The 24,810-nt window shown below is 28.0% G+C and carries 21 protein-coding genes and 1 riboswitch; of the genes, 19 read left to right on the forward strand and 2 right to left on the reverse strand.

Annotated elements, in window-relative coordinates; all coding sequences use genetic code 11:
- Nucleotides 1-66: 66 nt before the first annotated feature.
- The 4 genes from Q3304_RS09775 to Q3304_RS09790 all read left to right on the forward strand — a co-directional run bounded on the left by Q3304_RS09775 (nt 67) and on the right by Q3304_RS09790 (nt 4,292).
- Nucleotides 67-1,473: a PTS galactitol transporter subunit IIC gene (locus Q3304_RS09775; protein ID WP_407814753.1), complete on the forward strand. Its 1,407-nt coding sequence runs from the start codon at nt 67-69 to the stop codon at nt 1,471-1,473.
- A 334-nt stretch (nt 1,474-1,807) separates the two neighbouring features.
- Nucleotides 1,808-2,866 carry a galactitol-1-phosphate 5-dehydrogenase gene (locus Q3304_RS09780; RefSeq protein WP_054270833.1) on the forward strand — a complete coding sequence of 353 codons (1,059 nt, stop codon included), beginning with the start codon at nt 1,808-1,810 and terminating at the stop codon, nt 2,864-2,866.
- A 74-nt stretch (nt 2,867-2,940) separates the two neighbouring features.
- A complete protein-coding gene (gene araD, locus Q3304_RS09785) occupies nt 2,941-3,627 on the forward strand; it encodes an L-ribulose-5-phosphate 4-epimerase (RefSeq protein ID WP_219673289.1) in 687 nt (228 codons plus the stop codon).
- A 17-nt stretch (nt 3,628-3,644) separates the two neighbouring features.
- A complete protein-coding gene (locus Q3304_RS09790) occupies nt 3,645-4,292 on the forward strand; it encodes a class II aldolase/adducin family protein (RefSeq protein ID WP_074178360.1) in 648 nt (215 codons plus the stop codon).
- Nucleotides 4,293-4,442: 150 nt separating this feature from the next.
- Here Q3304_RS09790 and Q3304_RS09795 read toward each other — a convergent pair whose 3' ends face one another.
- Entirely contained in the window at nt 4,443-5,810 is a 1,368-nt protein-coding gene (locus Q3304_RS09795) for a sodium:alanine symporter family protein (RefSeq protein ID WP_054270830.1), read from the reverse strand.
- 188 nt (nt 5,811-5,998) lie between these two features.
- Nucleotides 5,999-6,087, reverse strand: a riboswitch (glycine riboswitch).
- A gap of 428 nt (nt 6,088-6,515) precedes the next feature.
- Here Q3304_RS09795 and Q3304_RS09800 point away from each other — a divergent pair.
- Nucleotides 6,516-8,636, forward strand: a complete 2,121-nt coding sequence (locus Q3304_RS09800) for a DNA topoisomerase III (protein ID WP_243192641.1) — start codon at nt 6,516-6,518, stop codon at nt 8,634-8,636.
- Nucleotides 8,637-8,739: 103 nt separating this feature from the next.
- Nucleotides 8,740-9,981: a flagellar protein FliS gene (locus Q3304_RS09805; protein WP_223153151.1), complete on the forward strand. Its 1,242-nt coding sequence runs from the start codon at nt 8,740-8,742 to the stop codon at nt 9,979-9,981.
- Between the two features lie 64 nt (nt 9,982-10,045).
- Here the strand turns inward: Q3304_RS09805 and ytvI are convergent, their stop codons facing one another.
- Nucleotides 10,046-11,107 carry a sporulation integral membrane protein YtvI gene (gene ytvI, locus Q3304_RS09810; protein ID WP_074178357.1) on the reverse strand — a complete coding sequence of 354 codons (1,062 nt, stop codon included), beginning with the start codon at nt 11,105-11,107 and terminating at the stop codon, nt 10,046-10,048.
- 277 nt (nt 11,108-11,384) lie between these two features.
- Between ytvI and Q3304_RS09815 the strand changes: the two genes are divergently transcribed.
- From Q3304_RS09815 to Q3304_RS09875, 13 genes are all read left to right on the forward strand, one after another.
- The gene (locus Q3304_RS09815; protein ID WP_407814754.1) at nt 11,385-12,125 is read left to right on the forward strand and encodes a tyrosine-protein phosphatase; all 741 of its coding nucleotides are present in this window, start codon (nt 11,385-11,387) and stop codon (nt 12,123-12,125) included.
- Nucleotides 12,126-12,136: 11 nt separating this feature from the next.
- Complete coding sequence (locus Q3304_RS09820) at nt 12,137-13,915, forward strand: BglG family transcription antiterminator (RefSeq protein ID WP_407814755.1); 1,779 nt, start codon at nt 12,137-12,139, stop codon at nt 13,913-13,915.
- 172 nt (nt 13,916-14,087) lie between these two features.
- On the forward strand, nt 14,088-15,005 hold the full coding sequence (pfkB, locus tag Q3304_RS09825; RefSeq protein ID WP_054270824.1) for a 1-phosphofructokinase: 918 nt from the start codon (nt 14,088-14,090) through the stop codon (nt 15,003-15,005).
- Nucleotides 15,006-15,041: 36 nt separating this feature from the next.
- Nucleotides 15,042-16,961, forward strand: coding sequence for a fructose-specific PTS transporter subunit EIIC (locus Q3304_RS09830; protein WP_407814756.1), 1,920 nt, complete (start codon nt 15,042-15,044; stop codon nt 16,959-16,961).
- A gap of 375 nt (nt 16,962-17,336) precedes the next feature.
- Nucleotides 17,337-18,158, forward strand: coding sequence for a transporter substrate-binding domain-containing protein (locus Q3304_RS09835; protein ID WP_284182091.1), 822 nt, complete (start codon nt 17,337-17,339; stop codon nt 18,156-18,158).
- Nucleotides 18,159-18,171: 13 nt separating this feature from the next.
- Nucleotides 18,172-18,840 (forward strand): amino acid ABC transporter permease, encoded by a 669-nt coding sequence (locus Q3304_RS09840; protein ID WP_065388405.1) that lies wholly within the window; start codon nt 18,172-18,174, stop codon nt 18,838-18,840.
- A gap of 330 nt (nt 18,841-19,170) precedes the next feature.
- Nucleotides 19,171-20,697 (forward strand): FAD-dependent oxidoreductase, encoded by a 1,527-nt coding sequence (locus Q3304_RS09845; RefSeq protein WP_407814757.1) that lies wholly within the window; start codon nt 19,171-19,173, stop codon nt 20,695-20,697.
- 26 nt (nt 20,698-20,723) lie between these two features.
- Complete coding sequence (locus Q3304_RS09850) at nt 20,724-21,281, forward strand: hypothetical protein (protein ID WP_054270820.1); 558 nt, start codon at nt 20,724-20,726, stop codon at nt 21,279-21,281.
- A 474-nt stretch (nt 21,282-21,755) separates the two neighbouring features.
- Nucleotides 21,756-22,025, forward strand: coding sequence for a hypothetical protein (locus Q3304_RS09855; protein ID WP_054270819.1), 270 nt, complete (start codon nt 21,756-21,758; stop codon nt 22,023-22,025).
- Nucleotides 22,026-22,226: 201 nt separating this feature from the next.
- The gene (locus Q3304_RS09860; RefSeq protein ID WP_407814300.1) at nt 22,227-23,213 is read left to right on the forward strand and encodes a hypothetical protein; all 987 of its coding nucleotides are present in this window, start codon (nt 22,227-22,229) and stop codon (nt 23,211-23,213) included.
- Between the two features lie 36 nt (nt 23,214-23,249).
- Nucleotides 23,250-23,486, forward strand: coding sequence for a hypothetical protein (locus Q3304_RS09865; RefSeq protein WP_065388404.1), 237 nt, complete (start codon nt 23,250-23,252; stop codon nt 23,484-23,486).
- Between the two features lie 16 nt (nt 23,487-23,502).
- Complete coding sequence (locus tag Q3304_RS09870) at nt 23,503-23,715, forward strand: phage holin (protein WP_243192633.1); 213 nt, start codon at nt 23,503-23,505, stop codon at nt 23,713-23,715.
- A gap of 83 nt (nt 23,716-23,798) precedes the next feature.
- Entirely contained in the window at nt 23,799-24,797 is a 999-nt protein-coding gene (locus Q3304_RS09875) for an immunoglobulin-like domain-containing protein (protein WP_407814301.1), read from the forward strand.
- The last annotated feature ends 13 nt before the right edge of the window (nt 24,798-24,810 follow it).

Consider the following 24,810-nt stretch of genomic DNA (forward strand, 5'->3'; position numbering starts at 1 on the left):
CTGTGATTTAGATACTATAATTAGTCTGAAAATTCAATTAAATATTTATAAATAGGAGGATAAAAGATGTTAGAATTTATGAAATCTATAATCGATACATTTGGTTCTGCAATTATAGTTCCAATTATAATATTCATAATAGCAAAGATATTTAAAGTGACTACAAAGAAATCGTTTCTTTCTGCTGTATATGCAGGAGTTGCTTTACAAGGTTTTACACTTATATTAAATTCTTTTACACCAATAATAACACCAGTTATTAATAGAATGGTTGAAAGTACAGGGGTAAATCTACCAGTTTTTGATGTTGGTTGGCAAGCTACATCATTGGTCGCATTTTCAACAAGTGCAGGAATGATATATTTAGGCCTTGGAATTTTATTACAAACAATTTTATTTTTAGTAAAATGGACAGACGTATTTCAGCCTTCAGATTTGTGGAATAATTATTCATATATGGTATGGGGAGCTATGGTCATAGGAGTAACAGGAAATTTCCCTTTAGGTATAGGATGTATGGTTTTATTAAACTTATATAGTTTATTAATATCAGAATTAGTTGCAAAGAGATGGTCCAGTTACTATAGATATCCTAACTGTACAATAATAGCTATGCATAACGTTGAGGCCTCTGTATTTGCAGTATTTGCAGACCCTATATACAATAAACTTGGATTAAACAAAATTAAGTTAAATCCTAAAGAACTAGAGAAAAAACTAGGTTTTTTAGGTGAACCAATTACTTTAGGTCTTTTTCTAGGTATGTTTATTGGGATATTAGGTAATATGACAAGAATAAATACTATGGAAGCTTGGGGAGAAATAATGAAGGTAGGAATATCTACGAGTGCTGTTATGGCAATTTTCCCTAAAGTAGCAAGTATGTTTGCTCAAGCATTTGCACCTATAACAGAAGCTGCTAGGAAGATTATGCAAAAAGCTGGAAATCGTGAGTGGTATATAGCAGTAAATGATGCTGTTGGATATGGTGAACCTGCAACACTAATATCAGGTCTTATTTTAATTCCAATAATGCTTGTAGTAGCCATGATACTTCCTGGTAATAAGGTATTACCAGTTGTAGATTTATTGGCAATTCCATACATGGTACAAGGTTTAGTTGCTATACATAATGGTAATATTCCAAAAGTATTAGTTTCAGGTATAATTTGGTTTGGGCTAGGATTATATATTTGTACATCTACAGCACCATTATTTACAGATATGGCTACAGGAATAGGAGTTGCTATACCAGCAGGAGCAATGCTAATAACAAGTTTCAATATATTAGGAAAACCTTTGATGGGATTAGTTTTCTTTGCGTTTTTAAGTGCAAATCCGATTTATATAGGTCTTTCGATTGTAATTTACTTCATCTTATGGGCGTTATTTAGAAAAAATAAAGCAAGTATACTTGATTATTTAGAAAAGCAAGCACTTAAAAATGTAGTAGAGGAGTCTATAGCAGTTTAAATTTATAAGTGATAAAAAGAGTAATTAAAGGAGTTTATAGTTGATTTTATATAAATATCAGAGATTATTTGATAAGTATTTAAATGAAATATAGACTCCTTTTTATGATGTATATATTTATAATTTATTGTATTGTATAGTCAATTTTTTAGGTGTCTTGTTATACAAACATACTCTTTTATGTTTATACAATAATGTAGTCTAATTTTATAAAATGTAACTCATATTGGCAAAATACCTTGTATATAACGTATTTGCATGAATAAACTATTTATCTTTTGTATGGCATAGATATTGCTATATACAAGTATATAGCATGAAAGGAGATATTTATATGTCAGATAAAATGAGAGCATCAGTATTATACAATATAGGTGATGTTAGATATGAAATGGTAGATATACCAGAAATAAAAGAGAAAGAAGTACTTGTAAATGTAAAATATGTTGGAATATGTGGTTCAGATTTACCTAGGTCTATGGTAAGTGGTTTGAGTGGAAATACAGCATATCCATTAATTTTAGGACATGAATTTTCTGGGGAAGTTGTTAAAGTTGGAGAAAAAGTAAAAAATATTAATGTAGGAGATAGAGTGACAGTTGCTCCATTAGTACCTTGTAGAGAATGTAACCATTGTAAAAAGGGTAATTTTGGCTTGTGTGATGATTACAATATAATTGGAACAAGAGTAAATGGAGCATTGGCAGAATATGTAAGAGTTCCTGAAGAACATATTTTAAAACTTCCAGATACATTGGACTATGAAACTGCTGCTGGAATTGAACCAGCAACTATAGCTTATCATGGTATTTCAAATTCAGGTATTAAAGTAGGAGATAGTGTAGTTGTATTAGGTTGTGGTCCAATAGGCCAATTTACTATACAATGGGCAAGGGTTTTTGGAGCGTCTAAAATTATAGCTATCGATATTTTTAATGAAAAATTAGAACTTTCTAAATCTCTAGGAGCAAATTATACCTTGAATTCAAAAGAAGTAAATGTAATTGAAGAAATAAGAAAAATAACCAATGGTGGTTCTGATATTGTTATAGAAACTGCTGGTAGTAGGTTTACACAAGAACAATCTTTACTAATAGCGAAAAAAAGAGGGCAGATAGTATTTGTAGGAATATCACATGCAGAACTACCGCTTAGTGTAGAAGCTACTGAGTGTATATTGCGTGGAGAACTCACTTTAAAAGGTTCTTGGAATTCATATACAAGTCCTTATCCTGGAAGAGCATGGACTGCAACTTTGGATTTTATGGAAAAAGGTGATATTGTTTTTACACCAATGATTTCACACAAAATAGGGCTTAATGAGGTAGGAGATTTTTTAAGTAAAATGAGCAAGAAAGAGATTAAATTCAATAAAATCCTAGTAGAAATATAATGATTAAATTATAAAATTTGGATATTAAACAAAATAAGAGTAATTTTTCTAAATAAAATGTAGGGGGGAGAAAGATGTTAGAAAGTTTAAAGGAAGAGGTACTAAAAGCGAATTTAGAATTACCTGCAAGAGGGCTAATTACTTATACCTGGGGAAATGTGAGTGGTATAGACAGAGAAAAAGGATTGGTAGTTATAAAACCAAGTGGTGTAGAGTATAGTAGTATGAGTGTAGAAGACATGGTAGTAGTTGATTTAGAAGGCAATGTAATTGATGGTAAATTGAAGCCGTCTTCAGATACTCCAACGCATCTAGTTTTATATAAAGAGTTTGAAGAATTAGGAGGAATAGTGCATACACATTCAAGTTGGGCAACTATTTGGGCTCAAATAGGAAAATCTATACCAGCATGTGGTACTACTCATGCAGATTATTTTTACGGAAGTATACCATGCACTAGAAAAATGGCTCGAGAAGAAATTTGTAATGATTATGAAAAGGAGACTGGAAATGTGATTGTTGAAGAGTTTATGGGAAAAAATCCAATTCATTGTCCAGGAATAATTGTGAATGACCATGGACCTTTTACATGGGGCAAAAATGCAAAAGAGGCTGTACATAATGCAGTAGTTTTGGAAGAAGTCGCAAAAATGGCTTATTATACAGAATTAATGAGCCCTGAGAATATTATGGATAAAGTGCTTATGAATAAACATTTTTCGAGAAAACATGGAAAAGATGCATACTATGGTCAAAAATGATTATTTGGAGGTAAATTATGTTGGAGTCTTTGAAGGCTAAAATTGTTGAAATAGCAATTAAAGCAGAACATTATGGCTTATGTAAAGAAAAGGCTGGTAATTTTAGTATTAGAGATAAAGAGACTGGATATGTTCTCATAACACCCTCTGGTATAGGCAGAGGAGAATTAAAAACAGAATATATTTGTGTGTTAGATTTAGATGGAAATGTAATAGAAGTTAAGAAGGGAATTAAGCCTAGCAGTGAAATATTGATGCATATTGAAATATATAAAACAAGGGAAAATGTGAATGCTATATCACACACTCACTCTATATATGCAACATCTTTTTCGGTAGCAAAGAAACCCATTATACCAATTGTATATGAGTCTGTTAATTATGGTGGTTATGTGGATATTGCTCCATATGCAAGGCCAGGAACTTTAAAACTTGCTAAAAATGTTTCAAAATTATTGCTATATACAGATGCTTGTTTGTTAGAAAGACATGGATTAACAACTGTGGGTAATGATTTAGAAGAGGCATTATTAAAATCAAGGTATGTAGAAGAAGTAGCAGAAATATACTATAGGTCTTTAGTGTTAAATCAATTTAAGGAACCTGAAGCAGTAGATGTTGATGAATTTAAATCATGGAAATATCCAGAAGAAATAAAATTTTAATCTATACAAATTACATTAAGATATTAATTAAAATATAGATATACTATTTATGTGAATTATTATTTTTGTAAATGTATTTAGTATACTTTTTTAAACGAATATAGAATTCCAGAGTCGTATGAATTTGACTTGGAATTCTATATTTTTTATTTATGCATTATTTTTCAACTGATTTTCTGGAGAATTTATATATTCAAAGTATTTTTTAGTTTCAGATACTATTATAGGAGATAATGCAAGTAAAGCTATTAGGTTAGGTATTGCCATAAGTCCATTTACAATATCAGCAATTATCCAAACAACTTCTAATTTTAAGAATGCACCTAATAGTACCATGGCAACAAATACAGTTCTATATCCATTCATGCCTTTTACACCAAATAGGAACTCAAAACATCTTTCTCCATAATAACTCCAACCTAAAATTGTAGTAAATGCAAATAATGTCAAACTAATTGTAAGTAATATTGGTCCAAATGTAGGAATTGCTCCATTAAAAGCGGCCTGTGTCATAACAGCTCCATTAAGGTCTGAACACCATACTCCTGAAATAACAAGAGAGAATCCAGTAAGTGTACAGATTATAATAGTATCTATAAAAGTACCTGTCATAGATATAAGACCCTGTTCCGCTGGCCATTCAGTTTTAGCCGCAGCTGCAGCTATTGGAGCACTACCTAGACCAGATTCATTTGAAAATACACCACGAGCTATACCATTTCTAATAGCTAGTGAGATAGTTGCTCCTAGGAAACCACCAGTTGCAGCAGTAGTTGTAAAAGCACTTTTAATTATTAGCATAAAAGTTTCTGGTATCTTGTTCCAGAAAGATATTAAAATAATACCACAGATTACAATGTATATAACAGCCATAAAAGGTACTATTTTAGTAGCTACATTAGAGATACTTTTAAGACCTCCAAACACAACTAAGGCTACAAATACTGCTAATATGACACCTGTAATTCTAGGGTCTACACCAAAACTACTATTTATTGCATCTGTTATTGAATTTACTTGAGTGAAAGTACCTATTCCTAAAAGTGCAACTAATATACCACTTATAGCAAAAAATATTGCAAGAGGTCTCCATTTTTCACCCATACCATTTACTATGTAATACATAGGTCCACCAGACACTTGACCATTTTTGTCTTTAGTTCTATATTTTATTGCAAGAACACCTTCTGAATACTTAGTAGCCATTCCAAAGAATGCTGCTATCCACATCCAAAAAAGGGCACCAGGTCCCCCAGCCTTAATAGCTGTAGCAACACCTACAATATTACCAGTACCAACTGTAGCAGCTAGTGCAGTACATAAAGCTGCAAAACTTGAAACATCACCACTACCTTTGTTTTCAGCAGAGAAGATTAATTTAAGAGCTCTTGGAAGTTTAGTTATTTGTATAACTCCAAGTTTAACAGTAAGCAATATACCAGTACCAACAAGTAGTACTAGTAAGGGTGGTCCCCAAATAAAAGCATCAACTTTGTTCAAAATATCAATTAGATTCATAAAAACACTCCCTCATTTTTTTTGCTTTGCATAATCAATAGAATTTTTAATGAAGTAATTGACAGGAAATAAGTATAATTTATTAATAATTTCTAGTGTAATAAAAAAAGCTAAATCTAAAAAAGATTCAGCTCTGGATATACACTAATTAGCAACCAAAATAAAAGTATTAATAATACTGATTTTGGTAGATAATCCCTGTCCTTTTGCCTGAGAGATTGAGCATAAAAGCCTTGCCCCTTCGGCGCCCATAATGGGTCTCTCCAGAGTTCCGTAAATTTTACAGTCCTACTTTTAAAAAGTACCTGAGAGTGTTACTCCTTCGGTGTGCTAGATAGCAACTCTTCTATAAAATCTTAACCGGATATTGATTTGTCATAGCTTATTGTATTAATAATATTAATATAAGTTTTTATGTTTTGTCAACTAAAAAATTAAAAAACAGTAAGAAAATATAAAAATGTAAGTCTAATTACGAATGATAAACTTAAAAATATAAGTAATATACGTGAAATTTGATGTCATAATAAGTATACAAATTAGGTATAAAATAAGTTTTAGATAAAAAAATAAGAAAATCTTAAATAATTAATTAGATACCATTAAATTATGGTAATATTATAGTTACGATATTAAGAAAAGTTCTATTTATTTAGATTTTAAGTGCAATATGAGATTGAACATAGAGAAAGGAAGTATTTTTAGATGGGAAAAATATTAGTACTAGCAGAAAAACCTTCTGTTGGAAGAGATATAGCAAAAGTTTTGGGGTCGAAAAATGAAAAAAGTGGATATATAGAGGGGCCAAAGTATGTAGTTACTTGGGCATTAGGTCATTTAGTTACACTTGCAGACCCTGAAAGTTATGGAGAAAGATATAAATCATGGAACTTAGAAGACTTACCAATTCTTCCTAAGTATCTAAAGACTGTTGTAATAAAAAAGAGTGGAAAGCAATTTAATACAGTCAAGGCTCAAATGAATAGGAATGATATAGATGAAATAGTTATAGCAACAGATGCAGGTCGTGAAGGAGAACTTGTGGCAAGATGGATAATAGAAAAATCACAAGTAAAAAAGCCTTTAAAACGTCTTTGGATTTCTTCAAGTACAGATAAAGCAATAAAAGAAGGTTTTGCAAAATTAAAAAGTGGAAAAGAATATGAAAATTTATATTATTCAGCAATAGCACGAGCAGAAGCTGATTGGATTATTGGAATAAATGCAACTAGAGCTTTGACAACAAAGTATAATGCGCAACTTTCTTGTGGAAGAGTTCAAACACCTACTCTTGCCATGTTACTAAAGAGAGAGGAAGAAATAAGAGATTTTAAACCTAAAGAGTACTATGGATTGGAGTTAATTGCTACAAAGGGAAGTTCAGACATAAAATTTATTTGGAGTGATAAGAACAACAATTCTTCAACATTCAGTAAAGAAAAGATAGATTCTACATTAAAAAAGGTGAAAAATTTAGATATAAAAATATCTGAGGTAAGTAAATCATATAAGAAAAAATATTCTCCTGCACTATATGATTTAACAGAGTTGCAAAGAGATGCAAATAAAATGTTTGGATTTTCAGCAAAAGAAACATTATCTATAATGCAAAAGTTATATGAGCATCATAAAGTGCTTACTTATCCTAGAACTGATTCTAGATATTTAACATCAGATATTGTTGGGACATTAAAAGACAGGATAAAAGCTGTAAATGTTAGTGATTATTCAAAGATTTGCAACAAATTATTAAAAAGCAATATTACAGCTAATAAATCTTTTGTTGATAATTCAAAGGTAACAGACCATCATGCAATAATACCAACAGAGCAGAAGGTATTTATGAGTGATTTTAGTGATAAAGAGCGAAAAATATATAATCTTGTAGTAAAAAGATTTTTAGCAGTATTATCTCCTCCATTTGAATATGAGCAGACAACTATAAATGCAAGTATAGAGGGAGAAACATTCAAAGCAAAGGGAAATAAAGTAATAAATTTAGGATGGAAGGAAAGCTATAAAGATATTGATGATGAAGATGAATATGAAAGTATACCAAATGTTTTAGAAAAAGACATACTTAAAGTTAAGGAATTAAAGGTAACTTCAGGTAAAACAAATCCGCCACCATATTTAAATGAGGGCACATTATTAACAGCTATGGAAAAAAATGGTCTTGGAACAGTTGCTACAAGAGCAGATATAATAGAAAAATTGTTCAATTCATTTTTGATGGAAAAGAAAAATAAAGATATATATATAACATCAAAAGGGAGACAATTATTGGATTTGGTTCCAGTAGATTTGAAAACACCAGAACTTACAGCTTCATGGGAAAAAAAATTATTGGAGATTTCAAATGGAAAACTTAATAAAAACACATTTATAAATGATATGAAAGCTTATTCAAAAGACATTGTCTTAGAAGTGAAAAATAGTGATAATAAATTTAAACATGATAATTTAACTAAAAATAGATGTCCAGAGTGTGGTAAATTCATGCTGGAGGTAAATGGTAAAAAAGGTAAAATGCTGATTTGTGAAGATAGAGAGTGTAATACTAGAAAAACTATATCGCAAGTAACTAATTCAAGGTGCCCTAATTGTCATAAGAAATTAGAACTTCGTGGAGAAGGTGAAGGAAGAATTTTCACTTGTAGCTGTGGATATAGAGAGAAATTGTCATCTTTCAATAAAAGAAAGCAAGAGGAAAAAAAGAAGGCATCAAAAAAAGATGTTAATCAATACTTAAAAAATCAAAACAAAACTCAAGAAACATTTAATAATCCATTTGCAGAAGCACTAGCTAAATTGAAAAATAAATAGTTTTTAAATTATTATTATACACAATTAGAAGTTTAACTATATATTAGTTATATGTACTGATATAATATAGTGTATAATTTAGGCATGAAAGTAGGGCTGTTAAATGGATTTAAATATTATATTTGAATATTATTGTAAAAAATGTGAGGATACATGGAATAATTCAAGTGTTGAATTATCTGAGAATATAGAAACATATAGTAAAAATTCACAAAAAAAGAGTGAAAAAGAATTGGATAAATTGATAGATACATTATCAACTCACTTAAAAAAATATCCAAGTGATTTTGTATTGAGAAGAATGTGGGTAAAAAAAGGTGAGGTATTTTTACAAAACACATTAGAAAAAGACAATATTTTCAAGTTAGAAAAAATGGATGTTGAAGATAGAAAAAAGTTTTTAGGTATAACAAAACAGTTTATTAGAGATGCCAGAAAATTTGATGATGATTTGCCTATAAGTGATATTATGCAGGCTATGAGGAATGTGTGGATTTCAAATGCATTACAATTATTATTTGATAAAGAAGTTTATTATTCAAAAGCAAACTTTGCATATAGCATGTTATATCCATATACAGACAACTATTTAGACAATACAAATATAAATGAAATTGATAAAGTCTTATTTAATAGCTGGTTAGAAAAAAGACTCTTGGGAGAACAAATTAAACCTAATAACTACCATGAAAGTAAAGTATCCCAAATGATTGATTATATTGAAAGTGTTTATCCTAGAGAAAAATTTAAAGAAGTCTATGAGTCACTATTATTGATATTTAAAAGTCAAGTAAAGAGCTTAAAGCAACAAGATAGAAAAAGTAATTTGTGTGAAGAAGAATTATTATCTATTTCTATTGAAAAAGGTGGTTCATCTGTTTTAGTAGATGGATACTTAATAAGTGGTTTGATGACAAAGGAAGAAATAGAGTTTTGCATTGGTTATGGATTTTTATTGCAAATATCTGACGATTTGCAGGATATAAAAGAAGATTTAAAATTCAATCATGAAACTGTTATGACAGAAACGATAAAAAATGGAACTTTAGATAAAATCACAAATAAATTAATAAATTTTACTATTGAATTGATAGATGGTTTTAAAATTAATAATAAAAACGAATCTGTAATAACTATGATAAAGAATGATTGCTTGATGTTAATCTTATTTTCTGTAGTGTATAATGCTGAATTTTTTTCTAAGGAATATATAAAAGAAATAGAAAAATTTATTCCATATACAATATCTTACTCATTAGAAATTAAAGAAAAATTTAAAAATGTAGATGTTTTAAATAATGAAGACGAATATAAAGAAATGATTGATATTATTTGTAAAGAGTAGCAAAAATAGTGAGATGTACAATACATCTCACTATTTTAAGTTTAAATAAAATGTAAAAGCTAATCTATTTAAATGCAGTGATAATACCATTATCGTGTAGATTTTTTATGATTGTAGCTGCGATGGGAAATCCAAATAATCCAGCTATTCCAAATAGTTGAGCTCCAACAAACATACACATTAGAGTTATTAAAGGGTATAGACCAATTTGGTGTCCTACTACCTTTGGTTCTAGTATCTGTCTAACTACAGTTATAATGATATATAGTATTAGAAGCCCTATTGCTAAGTTGATATTGCCATTAATTAATGAAATAATCATCCAAGGTGTCAAAATACTTCCTGTACCTAAGACTGGTAAAATATCAACAAGTGCTATTATGACAGATATAGCAAATGCATTTTCAACTCTTAGGATATTAAGTCCAATAAGTAGCTCTATAAATGTCACTGATAGTAGTATTGCATATGCTTTTAGCAGTTTTAAAAGAGCATTAATACTACTATTTTTTATATTTATTATCATCAGCTGACTTTTTTCTGGAAATTGTTTTAAGATAAAGTTTACTATTTTTTGATAGTCAAAAGTAAAGAAAAAAGAAGCAATCAAGGTAATAATAAGTTTTAGCATAAATGCAGGCGTTTTACTTGCAATACTTGCAATAGCATTAAGTGCATTTGTTGAAACAGAGGCGACTAAAGACATCATCGATTGACTTATATTATCCCAACCAAGTATCAATGCTAGGTTAACATTAGGTGTACTAGCATCTATTTTAGAAAACAGAGTATTTAGTGTTGGTTGTATATTTGATTTATATATTTCAGGAAGTCTAAAAAATATGTCACTTACACTCGTAAATATTTTTGCACCAAAACTAATTAATAAAAATATGCATAATCCATAAAAGGCTAAAAGTACTGTTACAGAAATAAATGTACGATTTAAATTCGTATTATTTGTAATAAGTCTTATAATAGGTCTTAAGATGGATGCAATGATAAAACTGATGACAAAAGGCATCAACAATGGTAACAAGAATTTTAACGCAATATATACAATACTTCCTATTAAGACAACATATGTAAACTTAATTATAAAATTCTTTTGCTTTTGAATGTCCATAATATAAAACCTCCAATGTATTTGATATTATTCTAAATATGGTCTTTTTTACATAAAATATACTACTGTATATTGATTATAAACTATAAAGCTTCTACAAAGTAAATAAATTATGTAAAATTTAGGTTAATTTTGTATAAAGATATACTTTTATATTTTACAATTGCTAACTAAATACTAAAAAATATTTTAAATAAATAATATGAAATTGTGATAAAATTAATTTATAAATATTATTAAATATAAGTACAATAGATAGCTTTTAAGAGGTGGTAAGATGAAAAATTTTAGAGATTTAGGTGGTAATAAAACTGAAGATGGTAGGACTGTAAAGTATGGTTTATTTTATAGGTCTGCAAAATTATCAAATCTAAGTAAAAATGATATAAAAATTTTAAAAGAATTAAATATTAAATATATATTTGATTATAGAAGTGACAAAGAAGCTCGTAAACATCCATCAACAATAATATCAAATATAAAAAACATAAGAATTCCAGCTATGAGAGAGTTAGAAGAATCAGAAGGGAATTTTGGTTCTATTGAAGATATGATTGATGGTTTGTTTGAAAAAGATGGTGCATTTAATATGTTAAACAATAGTTATTATAATTTACCAATAAGAAATCCATCTTATAAAAAATTGGTAGAGCTTGTAAAGGATTATTCTAATTTACCAATATTAAATCATTGTACAGCAGGGAAAGATAGAACTGGTGTAGGGAGTGCTATAATTCTTATGATTTTAGGTGTATCAAGAGAGAACATAATGAAAGATTATTTGAAAAGCAATGAATTTGCAGATAGAGAAATAGAAAGGTTTATTGAATATAAGCCTAAATTTAAAGGAATTCCAAAAGAAAAATTAAATTATATATTTGGTGTGAATGAAGAATATATGAAGACTGCTTTTAGAAGAATTGATGAAGAATACAGTAGTGTGGAAAAATATTTATATGGAGAATTTAGTTTAGATAAAGAAGAAATAAAAAAATTGAGAAATCAATATTTAGAGTAAAAGGTGATTTTATGAGTTTAAATATAACAGCAAGACAGATAAGTATAATAAAAATCCTGTTAAATTCTGAAGATACAATTAGTGGTCTTGCCTTGAGTCAAGAAATAGGATGCTCTTCAAAAACTATACAAAATGAAATAAAAGATATTAATAAACAACTTAAAAAAAGTAAAATTCTATCAATACGAGGAGTTGGTTATAAACTAGAGGGAAGCTTTGATGAGGTGAATTTAAATAGTAATCTGTACGATGATGTAGATAGAGTAGAGTATATAATCAGAAAAGTGTTAACCTTGAGTAATGAAGAAAAAAATACCATAAGGCTTGAAGATTTAGCAGATTCCATGTATGTGAGTGTTTCAACAGTAAAAAATGACTTAAAAGAAGTAAAAAGAATATTAGAAAAGTATTCCATTTCGATTAAGTCCAAGCATAAGCAAGGTATCTGTATTTCTGAAAGTGAAGATAGAATAGTAAATTGTATAATTGATTTGAGTAATAAGAGAGATAATCAATTGACTCTAAATGATTTTTTAAATGATGATATAAGAGAAAAAAAATTAATAATAAAAAAAATCTTATTAGATGTATTAAATGAAAATGGTTTGGTATTAACTGACATAGAATTTAAAAATGTGTTGAATAATATACTAGTTATGTTAAGTCGACACAAGTGCGATGAAAAAGAATTTATAGAAAGTTTTGTAGAAAATTATAGCAATAAAAGAAGTTCGATTTTGGCAAATGAACAAAATAAAGAAATTATAATAAGCTCAATAAAAACCTTTTGTAAAAATTTAAAATTAGCTACCTCAATAGATATAAGTCATGATGAGATATTTGAAGAATTTTTATATAAGCATATTAGTAGTCTGTGTAAAAAAATAAAGCTAGGTATAAATCAATCACCTATAATAGCTCAAGACATTAAAATAAAATATCCATTTGCTTTTGAGCTAGCTAGTATAGCTAAAAAAACAATAGAAAAAGACTTAAACATAGAAATCAATGAGGATGAGGTTGCAAACATAGCTCTACATATAGGCGGAGCTGTTGAAAGGGCTTCTTATAATAATAAAGATAAGGTTTTCAAGACTATAATAGTTTGCACATCAGGTATAGGGACATCAATGTTAATAAAGGCTAAATTGGAAAATGTATTTAAAGAAAAACTAGAAATATTAAAAGTTATTCCTTCATACTTAGTTGAATATATAAAAGTTATAGATGTTGATTTTGTAATATCTACTGTTCCTATTGAAATAGCAGATATACCAGTAATAAATATATCTCCTATTTTAAGTGAAAAAGAAATCAAATTAATTGAAAAATATATAGAAACAGGAAATATATATTTAGATTTAGATATAAAAAATCTTCTTGATAATGAATTATTTTTTACTGATTTAGATTTTAAAAGGAAAGAAGACGTTATAAATTTTATGGCAAGTAAACTTGTGCAAAAAGGTTACATAGATGATGATATGAAAAATTCTTACTTTGAGAGAGAAAAAATAGCTACAACTGAAATAGGAAATATGGTAACCATACCACATGGAGCAATTGGAAAAGTTTTTGAAAACAAAATAGCAATTGGAATATTGAAGACTCCTATTGCTTGGGAAATATCAGATGTTCGTTTGATAATAATGTTAGCTCTTGATAAGGATAAAATATTGGATTATGAAGTTATATTTTCAAATATATATAAAAGAGTAGATTCTATAGCAAAAGTTATAAGTATATGTGAAAATAGCAATTTTGAAAAGTTTGTAAACTTATTTAAGTAGAGAGATATCATATAGTATTGCATATGCACTTGTAAGTTTGGATAATATAAAACTAAATAAAATAAAAACGATAAATTTCTCTTTTAATTAAGAGAAATTTTTTGACTTTCAGAGATATTAATATGAAGTTAAGATATAAACATAAAGTAAATAAATAAAAAGAGGTGGCAAGATGATTTATACAGTGACATTAAATCCATCAATAGATTATATAGTTAAACTAGATAAATTAAAGACTGGAAATACAAATCGTGTAAATGAAGAATACGTTTATCCAGGAGGAAAAGGTATAAATGTATCTCGTATACTAAAAGAACTTGGAAATGATAATACATCTTTAGGTTTTATAAGTGGCTTTACTGGAGAATATATAATAAAAACATTAGAAGAAAAGAATTTGAAGACAGATTTTATAAGGTTAAAAAGTGGTTTTACAAGAATAAATGTAAAAATAAAAGAATTGGAAGAAACTGAGATTAATGGGCAAGGACCAAATATAGCTGATGAATATATTGACTTGTTGTATAAAAAACTTGATAAATTAAATCAAGATGATATTTTAATATTGGCAGGAAGTATACCTTCTACTTTAGATGAAAAACTATATGAGAATATAATGTCTAGACTAGAAGAAAAAAATATAAGAGTTGTAGTAGATGCAACTAAAAATCTTCTTCTTAATGTTTTAAAATACAAGCCTTTTCTAATTAAACCTAATAGTGATGAATTAGAAGAACTGTTTAATGTTAAATTAAACTCAAATGAAGATATAGTAAAATATGCTAAGAAATTAAAGCAACTAGGGGCTAAAAATGTTTTAGTCTCAATGGGTAAAGATGGAGCACTGCTAGTTACAGAAGAAGATGAGGTACTTATAAGTAATGTACCTAAAGGGAAAGTTAAGAATTCTGTAGGAGCAGGTGATTCAATGGTGGCTGGATTTATATCTGGATATTTGAATACTGGCAAATATGATTATGCTCTTAAATTAGGAGCAGCATCAGGTAGTGCAACTGCTTTTTCATATGACTTAGCTAAAAGAGAATACATTGATGAGTTGGTAAATGAAATATCTGTAAATAGATTCTAAAATATCTAAAAATATATAGAAAGGAAGTTAGGAATTATGAAAATTATAGATTTACTAGATGAAAAATCAATTAAGTTGAATTTAAAGTCAAAAAACAAATCAGAAGCAATAGAAGAATTAGTTGAATTAGTTGCAAACAGTGGTAATTTAAAGGACAAAGAAACTTATAAAAAAGCTATTTTAGCTCGTGAGGAAATGAGTACAACAGGAATTGGAGAAGGTGTAGCTATTCCTCATGCTAAGAACACATCAGTTACTAAAGCTTGTATAGCAGCAGCAATATCAAAAGAAGGTATAGATTATGAATCATTTGATGGAAGCTTATCAAATCTATTTTTTATGATAGCTGCACCAGAAGGAGCTAATAATACACATCTGGAAGTGCTATCAAGATTATCTACAATACTTATGGATGAAGATTTTAGAAATAAACTTATAAATTCAACTTCTGAGAAAGAATTTAAGGAAATAATAGATAAAAAAGAAAGAGAAAAGTTCAGTGAGGAATATCAAGATGAAATAATTAAAAAAGAAAATATAGTAGATACTAAGGATAAAGATATTAATAAATATCCTCAAATTTTGGCAGTAACAGCATGCCCAACTGGAATAGCACATACATTTATGGCAGCTGAAAGTTTAAACAAAATGGCTGAAAGCAAAGGAATATCAATAAAAGTGGAAACTAATGGTTCAGCAGGCATCAAAAATAGACTTACAAAAGAAGAAATAGAAAATGCAACATGTATAATAGTGGCAGCAGATAAGAATGTTGAGATGGCTAGATTCAATGGGAAGAAAGTCATAAAGACTAAAGTTGCTGATGGTATACACAAAGCGGAGGAACTTATAGATAAAGCTGTAAATGGTGATGCTCCAGTTTATCATGGAGGAGAGGCAAATCACAACGAATCAAATGAAGAAAGTGAAAGTGGATTTAGAAAAGTGTATAAACATTTAATGAATGGTGTATCTAATATGTTACCATTTGTTATTGGTGGAGGAATACTTATAGCAATAGCATTTTTACTTGATGATTATTCTATTAATCCTTCAAATTTTGGTTCAAATACTCCAACAGCAGCATTTTTTAAGGGAATAGGAGATAAAGCTTTTGGATTTATGCTACCTGTACTTGCAGGATATATAGCATACTCTATATCTGATAGACCAGCATTTGTTGTAGGTTTTGTAGGAGGAGCCCTTGCAGGTGATGGTGGTTCAGGGTTTTTAGGTGCATTACTTGCAGGTTTTATAGCAGGTTATTTAGTAGAAGGACTTAAGAAGGTATTTAGTGTGTTACCAACTTCATTGGAAGGAATAAAACCCGTATTATTATATCCTTTATTTGGAACGCTTTTGATGGGGATTATAATGACATTTTTAGTAATACCTCCAGTTACAGCAATTAATAATGCAATGGTTGGATTTTTAAATGGTTTAGGAGGAACTTCAAAAATAGTTTTAGGATTGGTTTTGGGTGGAATGATGGCTGTAGATATGGGTGGACCTGTAAATAAAGCAGCATATGTATTTGGGGTTGCATCACTTGAATCAGGGCAATTTGAAATAATGGCAGCGGTAATGGCTGGAGGTATGGTTCCACCTCTTGCGATAGCTCTTGCAACTACATTCTTTAAAAATAGATTTACAAAAGAAGAAAGAGATTCTGGTAAAGTTAACTATGTAATGGGATTATCTTTTGTAACTGAAGGAGCTATACCTTTTGCAGCTGGAGACCCACTTCATGTTATACCAGCATGTATAGGAGGTTCAGCAGTAGCAGGAGCACTTAGTATGTTGTTCAATGCAGCTCTTCGTGCACCTCATGGAGGAGTATTTGTTATACCAGTAGTTACTCATCCACTTGGATATATATTAGCTATAGCTATAGGTGCTGTGGTTGGAATGATGCTTTTAGCATTACTTAAAAAACCACTAAATCAAGAAGCATAGTAAATAAAGATTATTTAATAATTAAAAATACTTTATTTTATAAAAATTAATATATTACTGCATTATCCTAGAGCAAGGAATTCAAAAAAGTGAACTTTGATATACAAAGTTCACTTTTTGTGTAAAGTTATTTTAAGAGCTTATAATTTTTAACATGTAAATTAAATTTTATAACTAAATTGTTAATTATTGATAGAAAATAAAAATAAATATAAATTTAACAAAATAGTATTAATTTCAAAAATAAATTACAAAGAAAGTATAGAAAAGAAGAATATCAGTGTCGAATTATATAGAGAAAAGCAATAAAAAACCTTTTCAAATTATGATATTATGTTTGAGTACACAAATATATAGAAAGAGGGAGTGTTATTTTTGAAATTAAAAAGTAAAAAAGTATTATCATTATTATTGACATTAGTTTTAGGGACAACAATGTTAGTTGGCTGTTCAAGTAAAGATGGTGAAGCTACAACACAAGATGATTCTCAAAAAGATAAAGGAATTTTAAATGTAGGAGTATCGGTAGAATATGCACCATGGTGTTATAAAGAAAATGATGAAAATAAAGGTTTTGAAATTGATGTATGGAAGGAAATATCAAAAAGAACAGATTATAAAATAGAGTTTAAAACTGCTAAATTTAGTGGACTTATGGGTATGTTAGATGCTGGTAAAGTTGATACAGTAGCACACCAAATGTCAACTACTCCTGAAAGAGTAGAAAAATATGATTTTTCGGATACTTATGCATATAGTAAATATAAATTTATAGTGCCAGAGGATAGCACTATAAGTAAGATAGAAGACATAAAAGGTAAAAAGGTAGGTTGTGTTCTAGGTGGTAATGGAGAAAAAACTATAAGAGATTTAAATGAAAAACATAACTTAGGACTTGATATAGTTACATATGATGGAGTACCTATGGAAAAAGATGTAGAGAATGGAAGAATTGATATTGCATGGCTTTCAGAGGTTAAAGCTAAAACAACTATAGAACAAGGTAAACTTAAATTAAAAGTTGCAGATATAGATACTGGTGTATATGAAGTAAATCAATATCCATTTAGAAAAGAAGAAAAAAGTAAAGTTATAATAGAGGATGTAAATAAAGCTATAAAAGCAATGCATGAAGATGGAACATTTACAAAACTATCTGAAAAATGGTTTGGCTTAGATACAACTAAGGAAAATTAATTGGAGGTTAATGATGCAAGTATTTGATTTTGGATTTGCAGCAGGTATATTTCCGTTAATATTAAAATATTTGACAGTAACATTCAAAATGTCTCTGTTATCTTTGGTATTGGGAATTGTTGTAGCTTTACTCATAGCATTAATTGTAGATGCTAAAGTTCCTATTTTAAAAACAGTATCAAGAATATACATCTCATTTTTTAGAGGTACTCCTCTTGCTGCTCAACTTTTTTTCATATACTTTGGTCTAATACAATTAGTACCAGAACTTAAAACATTGGAAGCATTTTCAGCAGCAGTAATAGTAATTGGTTTAAATTCTTCTGCCTATTTTGCAGAAAGTTTAAGAGGTGCTATAACATCTGTAGATAAAGGTCAAATAGAAGCAAGTTTGGCATTTGGAATGACGTATGTACAAACAATGAAAAGAATTGTCTTGCCACAAGCTATAAGAGTTGCAGTTCCTCCCTTTACAAATACTTTTGCAGATATTATAAAAGGAACTTCTCTTGCTTTTACTATTGGGGTTACAGAAATTATGGCAGTTGCTCAATCAGAAGCAGCAGCAAGTTATAAATATTTGGAAGCTTTTACTTGTGTAATAGTAGTATATTGGATTGTAAATCTTATATTAGGTTTTGTTCAGACTAAGCTAGAAGAAAGGCTTAGTGAGGTATATTAATTTTATAGAAAGACTTATAAATTTGTATAGATATGTTTTGTTATTAAATATTACTGGAAAATTTGATTTCTAGTAATATTTTTTTGTAACTATAAAATGCTAATCAGAGATGTATTAGTTTTTATTTTATAAAATTTGTAGATTCTATACACTAAATTTTGGTATGTGTTATTAATTGCGTTGACTTAATTATATAGTTATTTCTATTTATACTAAGTAATATAACAGAGTATTCATTACAAAGAGATATTTATTTTTTATGCTATTTATAATAAATAAACTTGATGATGGGAAAACTACTATTATTTAATATGTAAAGGAGTATTTTATATGAACGAATCGTATTGGTTTTCAAATTCAAATCCAAAGGAATATAAAAAATTAGGCGAAAATATAAAAGTAGAGTGTCTTATAGTAGGTGGAGGTATAACTGGATTAACAACTGCATATTTATTAGCAAAAGAGGGTAAAAAAGTAGCGCTTGTTGAAGCTGATAAAATAGGATATGGAACTTCAGGAAGAAATACTGGTAAAGTAACTTGTCAGCATGACATATTTTATTCTAAGATAGAGAAAAAATATGGATTAGAGAAAGCAAAATCATATTATAATGCAAATAATGAAGCTCTAAACTTAATTGAACAAATAATAACAGATAATAATATCAAATGTGATTTTAAAAGAGAACCATCTTTTGTGTTTACAGAAAAAGAAGATACTATAAAGGATATAAAGGATGAATATCGTACATGTAAAAAAATAGGAATAGAGTGTGAATATCATGAAACTATAGAAGATATTCCATTAGATATAAAGGGAGCTATTAGTTTTACAAATCAAGGTCAATTTAACCCCAAAAAGTATATTGATGGATTAGCAGAAATAGCAGTACACTTAGGTCTAAAAATATATGAAGATACACCAGTAGTGGATTTAGAAAAAGGGAAAATATGTAGAGTTAAGACAAGAGAAGATAATATAATAGAAGCTGAGAATGTTATAATTTCATCCCATAGTCCATGGTATGATGGATTGAATTTTTATTTTGCAAAAGAATACGCAGAACGTGCTTATTTAATGGCAGCAGTTTTAGAAAATAAATTGCCAGAAGGTATGTTTATAAGTATAGATGACCCATCCATAACCTTTAGACAATATAATGATGGAAATGAGAACTTACTAATCTTTGGAGGAGGAGACCATAAAGTTGGTCAAGGAGGAACTGAGAAAGAAATATTTAATGACTTAGAGCATTATGGAAAAAAGGTCTTTAAGGTAAAAGATTTTAAGTGTAAATGGTCAGCTCAAGATAATATGAGTTTTGATAATGTTCCTTATATAGGTTACATTAATAAAAGAGAAAGCAATATTTATGTAGCTACAGGTTTCTCTAAATGGGGGATTACTAATGGTACTGTTGCAGGAATAATAATAAAGGATTTGATAGTAAATAATAATTCAGCTTATAAAGATACTTTTAATCCATCAAGATTAGGCAGTTATTTCTCAAAGGATTTTATAAAGGAAAATGCAAATGTAGCAATGAATTATGTAAGTGGAAAATTAAAAATAGGTAGTGGAGATATGCCTAAAAATAATGGAGAAGGAAAGATTGTTAATATCGATGGGAAAAGATATGGTGTGTATAAGGATAATATGGGCGAATTTTATATTGTAGATACTACATGTACTCATTTAGGATGTGAACTGAATTTTAATAGTGAAGAAAAAACATGGGACTGTCCATGTCATGGTTCTAGATTTGACTACAAGGGAGATATACTTGAAGGACCAGCTCTTAAACCACTAAATCTTTATGGTTATGGCGATAATGATGTTAATCCTAAGCTATTATAGACTTGTTTTAGAAAGGTAAAGTGTGTATGAATAAACTTTTAAAACCAATAACTATACTATTATATATAGTTTATATTTTTTCTGCTATATTTTTTGCAATCAACAAAGAATTAGGTAACATAGGATTAGTAGCAATAAGTTTAGTTGGTACTTTTATACTGAGTTTTATAAATAAGCAAAATCAAAGGTTGTTGAGTAAAGAGCTATATATAGTTCTTGCTTTATTTATAATGTTTTCAGCATTGTTAGGTACTTGTTTTAATTTTTATGATATAAATTATTATGATGATTTTTTACATTTATGGTCAGGAATAATATCTGCTATTGTGGCATTTTCCATAATCAAGTATTTCTATACACAAAGAGATATAAGCAAAATGAGTAAAATATTTTTAATCATATTTGTATTTATGTTTAGTATGGGAGTAGCTAGTTTGTGGGAGATAGGTGAATTTTTAATGGATACTTTTATTGGTACTACTACACAAGCTGGTGGACTAGAAGATACTATGATTGATATGGTAGATGCTTTAATAGGTACAATTGTAACAATTCCTTTTATAATAAAAAAATCAAATGCATAGTTTCACAATTGATGATAATGGATTTAATTTTATTCATATTAGTTTTTAAGAAATTATATGATAAATTAAATCCATTTTTTGTTAGATATATTAGTATAAGAGATTGTATAATTTCTTATATTATGAAAATTAATTTGAAATATTTAAACAAGTATATAATTATAAAGACAATATTTTGCTCTAAATACATATATTCTACAAAAAGCATAATATAAATTTTGTTTTTTTGTTACAAAATGCAGAACTGTATAGGTATATATATAGATGATAAATATTCTTTGACATTTGACGAAAATTAAGCTCTTTTACTATTGTAATATAAAAATTATATTTAATAATGTAAATTTTAATAAATTAAATAGTATGGTAGGTAGAATATTTTTTATATAATATTAATTTTGATGATACGAAAATTAATCATTGTATACATGTATATAAATAAATATAAAAAGTTAAACATAATAGGGGGAGAAAATGTTAAAAAAAATCAATTTAGAGAGTTGTTTTAAGCATGCTATAGAAAAAGGATATAACTATTTAGGTGTAGTTGTAAAAGTAGATGAAAATCACAGGGAGTTAATAATAAATACAAATAACAACTTTCAGAGTAAGCTTAAGTATTATAAGTTAGCTTATGATGAAAATTTGAATCATAATGTAGCAAATAATATGAGCATAACTGATTTTACATATGGAAATACTTTAGCAGATATTGAAAGTAAATTAAAAAAAAATTTTATATAAAAGAAAAAATATACTTTTTAATTTAACAAAGTATATTTTATATAGGGTATATTACCAAGTGAATAGAAAATATGTCCACTCAAAAAGCCACGCAATACCAACAAGTCTAATAACCTCAAATAAGCTTGTTAGCATTATTTAAATGCTAACAAGCTTAAGTATGCAAATCTAAGATATTTAAACAAGGAAGGTTTAAGGAATATGAATAAAAGTATAAATGAAGAAGATGTATTGAGCTATAGACCTAATTTAAAAGTAGGTAGATTTGATGATTTTGAATATAAATCAACAAAGTGTACAAGTGAATCTATTACAGCTGAGAATTATAAAACTAATATTTTAAAATCATTTGAAATGTATCATCCATCAAGTGTAGTATCAAAATTAAATAAACTTATATCATTATCAAAATCATATTTGAGTTTGATAGAGAATGATACATACCAAGGTAAAATCATGAAAAATTATTGTTTTTCCATTACAGAAAATGAACAAGACATACTAAAAGAAGAAAATTTTAATAATTTATATGGTGACTCTAAGTTTGAAAGTTACTTAGAAATTTTAAATATAAAAGATGAACTATTGAATATAAGAAAAGTCTTTATAAATGGAATTTATACAACCAAAAAGAATGATTATTTATTTGATGATGTAGATTATTCATTTATTGATAAATTGAATCAATATGAATATGAAGATATTAATCATAATATAAATTATTTTTCTTTATTTTATGATGTCCAAAGTGCATTTATTTTATTAGAATACTGTAATGATATAGAAAAAATAGTTAAAGAGTTATATTTGATTGAAAATAATAAAAAAAGGCAACCAATAAATTCAGAAACTTATACTATTCTAAGCAAAAAGTTTAATCTTATAAATAAAACTATGAAAAATGATTTATTTAATGACAAAAGTGTTTATGGGAATATAGAGACTTCTTTACATAATTTGTTTTTAGCTAAACATGATGTAAATACATTTATAAATGGTTTTATGAATTTAGATGTTTTGAAAGATGATTCCAATTTAGTTAATGAAATAAAGGAAGATAATTTAAACGATATAGAAATTAGAATTGACGAACTGATAAGCGCTTGTATGTTATCTGTAATTTATAAAAGAGATATTTACAATTCATTATGGAATAAATCAAAAATAAGAGAATTTTTTACTAAATAACTTACAATAGAGAAAGATAGTTGGTATATTCAGAAAATGAAAAGTATTAATAAGGAAGGTGAATATGTGGCTGTTAAACAAAAAAATATTAAAAAGAAAGATAAAGAAGAACTTTATTCAAAAGCAGTAAGAATAAAATGTTGTTATTGTATTAAAAAAGAAGGCTGTTTGTATCAAGCAAGAAAGGAGTCTAGTGAAAGTTCAGGTTATATAACTTATTGTACATTAACCCCAAACATTCCTAGAAAACAACGTAAAAAAATAAAACGCTAGTCAAAGGAGAGAATATATGAAGAACTATTTAAAAAAGAGATTAAGAAACAAAGGGTTTTGGGTTTCTCTATCGGCGATGCTAGTACTTACAATTCAATCTTTTGGATATGTCGATATACTACCAAAAAATTATTCTGATACAGTAAATTGTTTTTTAGCTTTACTCACAGCACTTGGAATATTGAATGATAATTCTACAGAGAATAAGTGGTATTTAGATGACAAGTAATAGATTTTCTTAAATAGCTAATATATTTATATTCTAAAAAACTTTTCAAAAATATTTATAATAAAAATAAAGGAGAAAATATTATGATTTTTAATGATTTGAAGATACCAAGAGGTAGTTCTTTTGACCCAATGCAAGGAGTTAGATCTATAGACAATATAGATGGAGATGTTACAGAACTTGTCACAGTTGAAGGGGAAGTCAATGTCAATGTAATAGGGCAATATACTTTGAAGTATTCAGCCCCAGATAAATCTGGAAATGTAACAACAATAAATAGAACAATAACAGTTGTAGATACAGGTGCTCCTATAATAAGTGGTGCTGATGATAAGACTATAAATTTATTGGAAGAACTAGATTTAAGAGCTGGAGTTACAGCAATGGATGATATAGATGGGGATTTAACTGATTCTATAGTTATAGATGGAACAGTAGATAATGCTATACCTGGAGAGAATAATATTGTCTATACTGTAGAAGATAAATCTAAAAATAAAAGTGTAGTAAATAGAATAATAACAGTTGTTGATAATATAGCTCCTATATTATTTGGTGTTGAAGATTGTACTGTAGAATATGGCTCAACATTTGATTCAAAAGCTGGAGTTACTGCTAATGATAATATAGATGGAGATTTAACTTCAAAGATAGTAATAGAAGGAGCAATTAATACTTCTATTTTAGGAGAACAAATATTAACATACAAAGTTACAGATGTAGCAAATAATGAAGCAAGTGCTATAAGAAAAGTTACTGTTGTTGATACTGTTAAGCCAGTGTTTTCAGGTATAGATGACTTAACATTAAATTTAAATGAGAACTTTGACGCTTTAAAAGGGGTAACAGCTGTAGATGAAGTTGATGGAGATTTAACAGATTTAATAACTGTTGAAGGTGGAGATTTAGTTGATACATCTGTTGTAAAAGAATATCAAGTTACTTATAAAGTATCTGATAAATCATCAAATGAAACTATAGCAGTTAGGCTGGTATCTGTAATAGATAATATACCTCCAGTATTAACTGGTGTTGAGGACAAGACTATAGAAGTAGAACCAGTGCCTAAAGAAGAAGTTTAATAAATAGTATGAT

This window comes from Clostridioides sp. GD02377 (genome assembly GCF_045899875.1).
In the GTDB taxonomy this organism is placed as follows: Bacteria; Bacillota; Clostridia; order Peptostreptococcales; family Peptostreptococcaceae; genus Clostridioides; species Clostridioides difficile_A.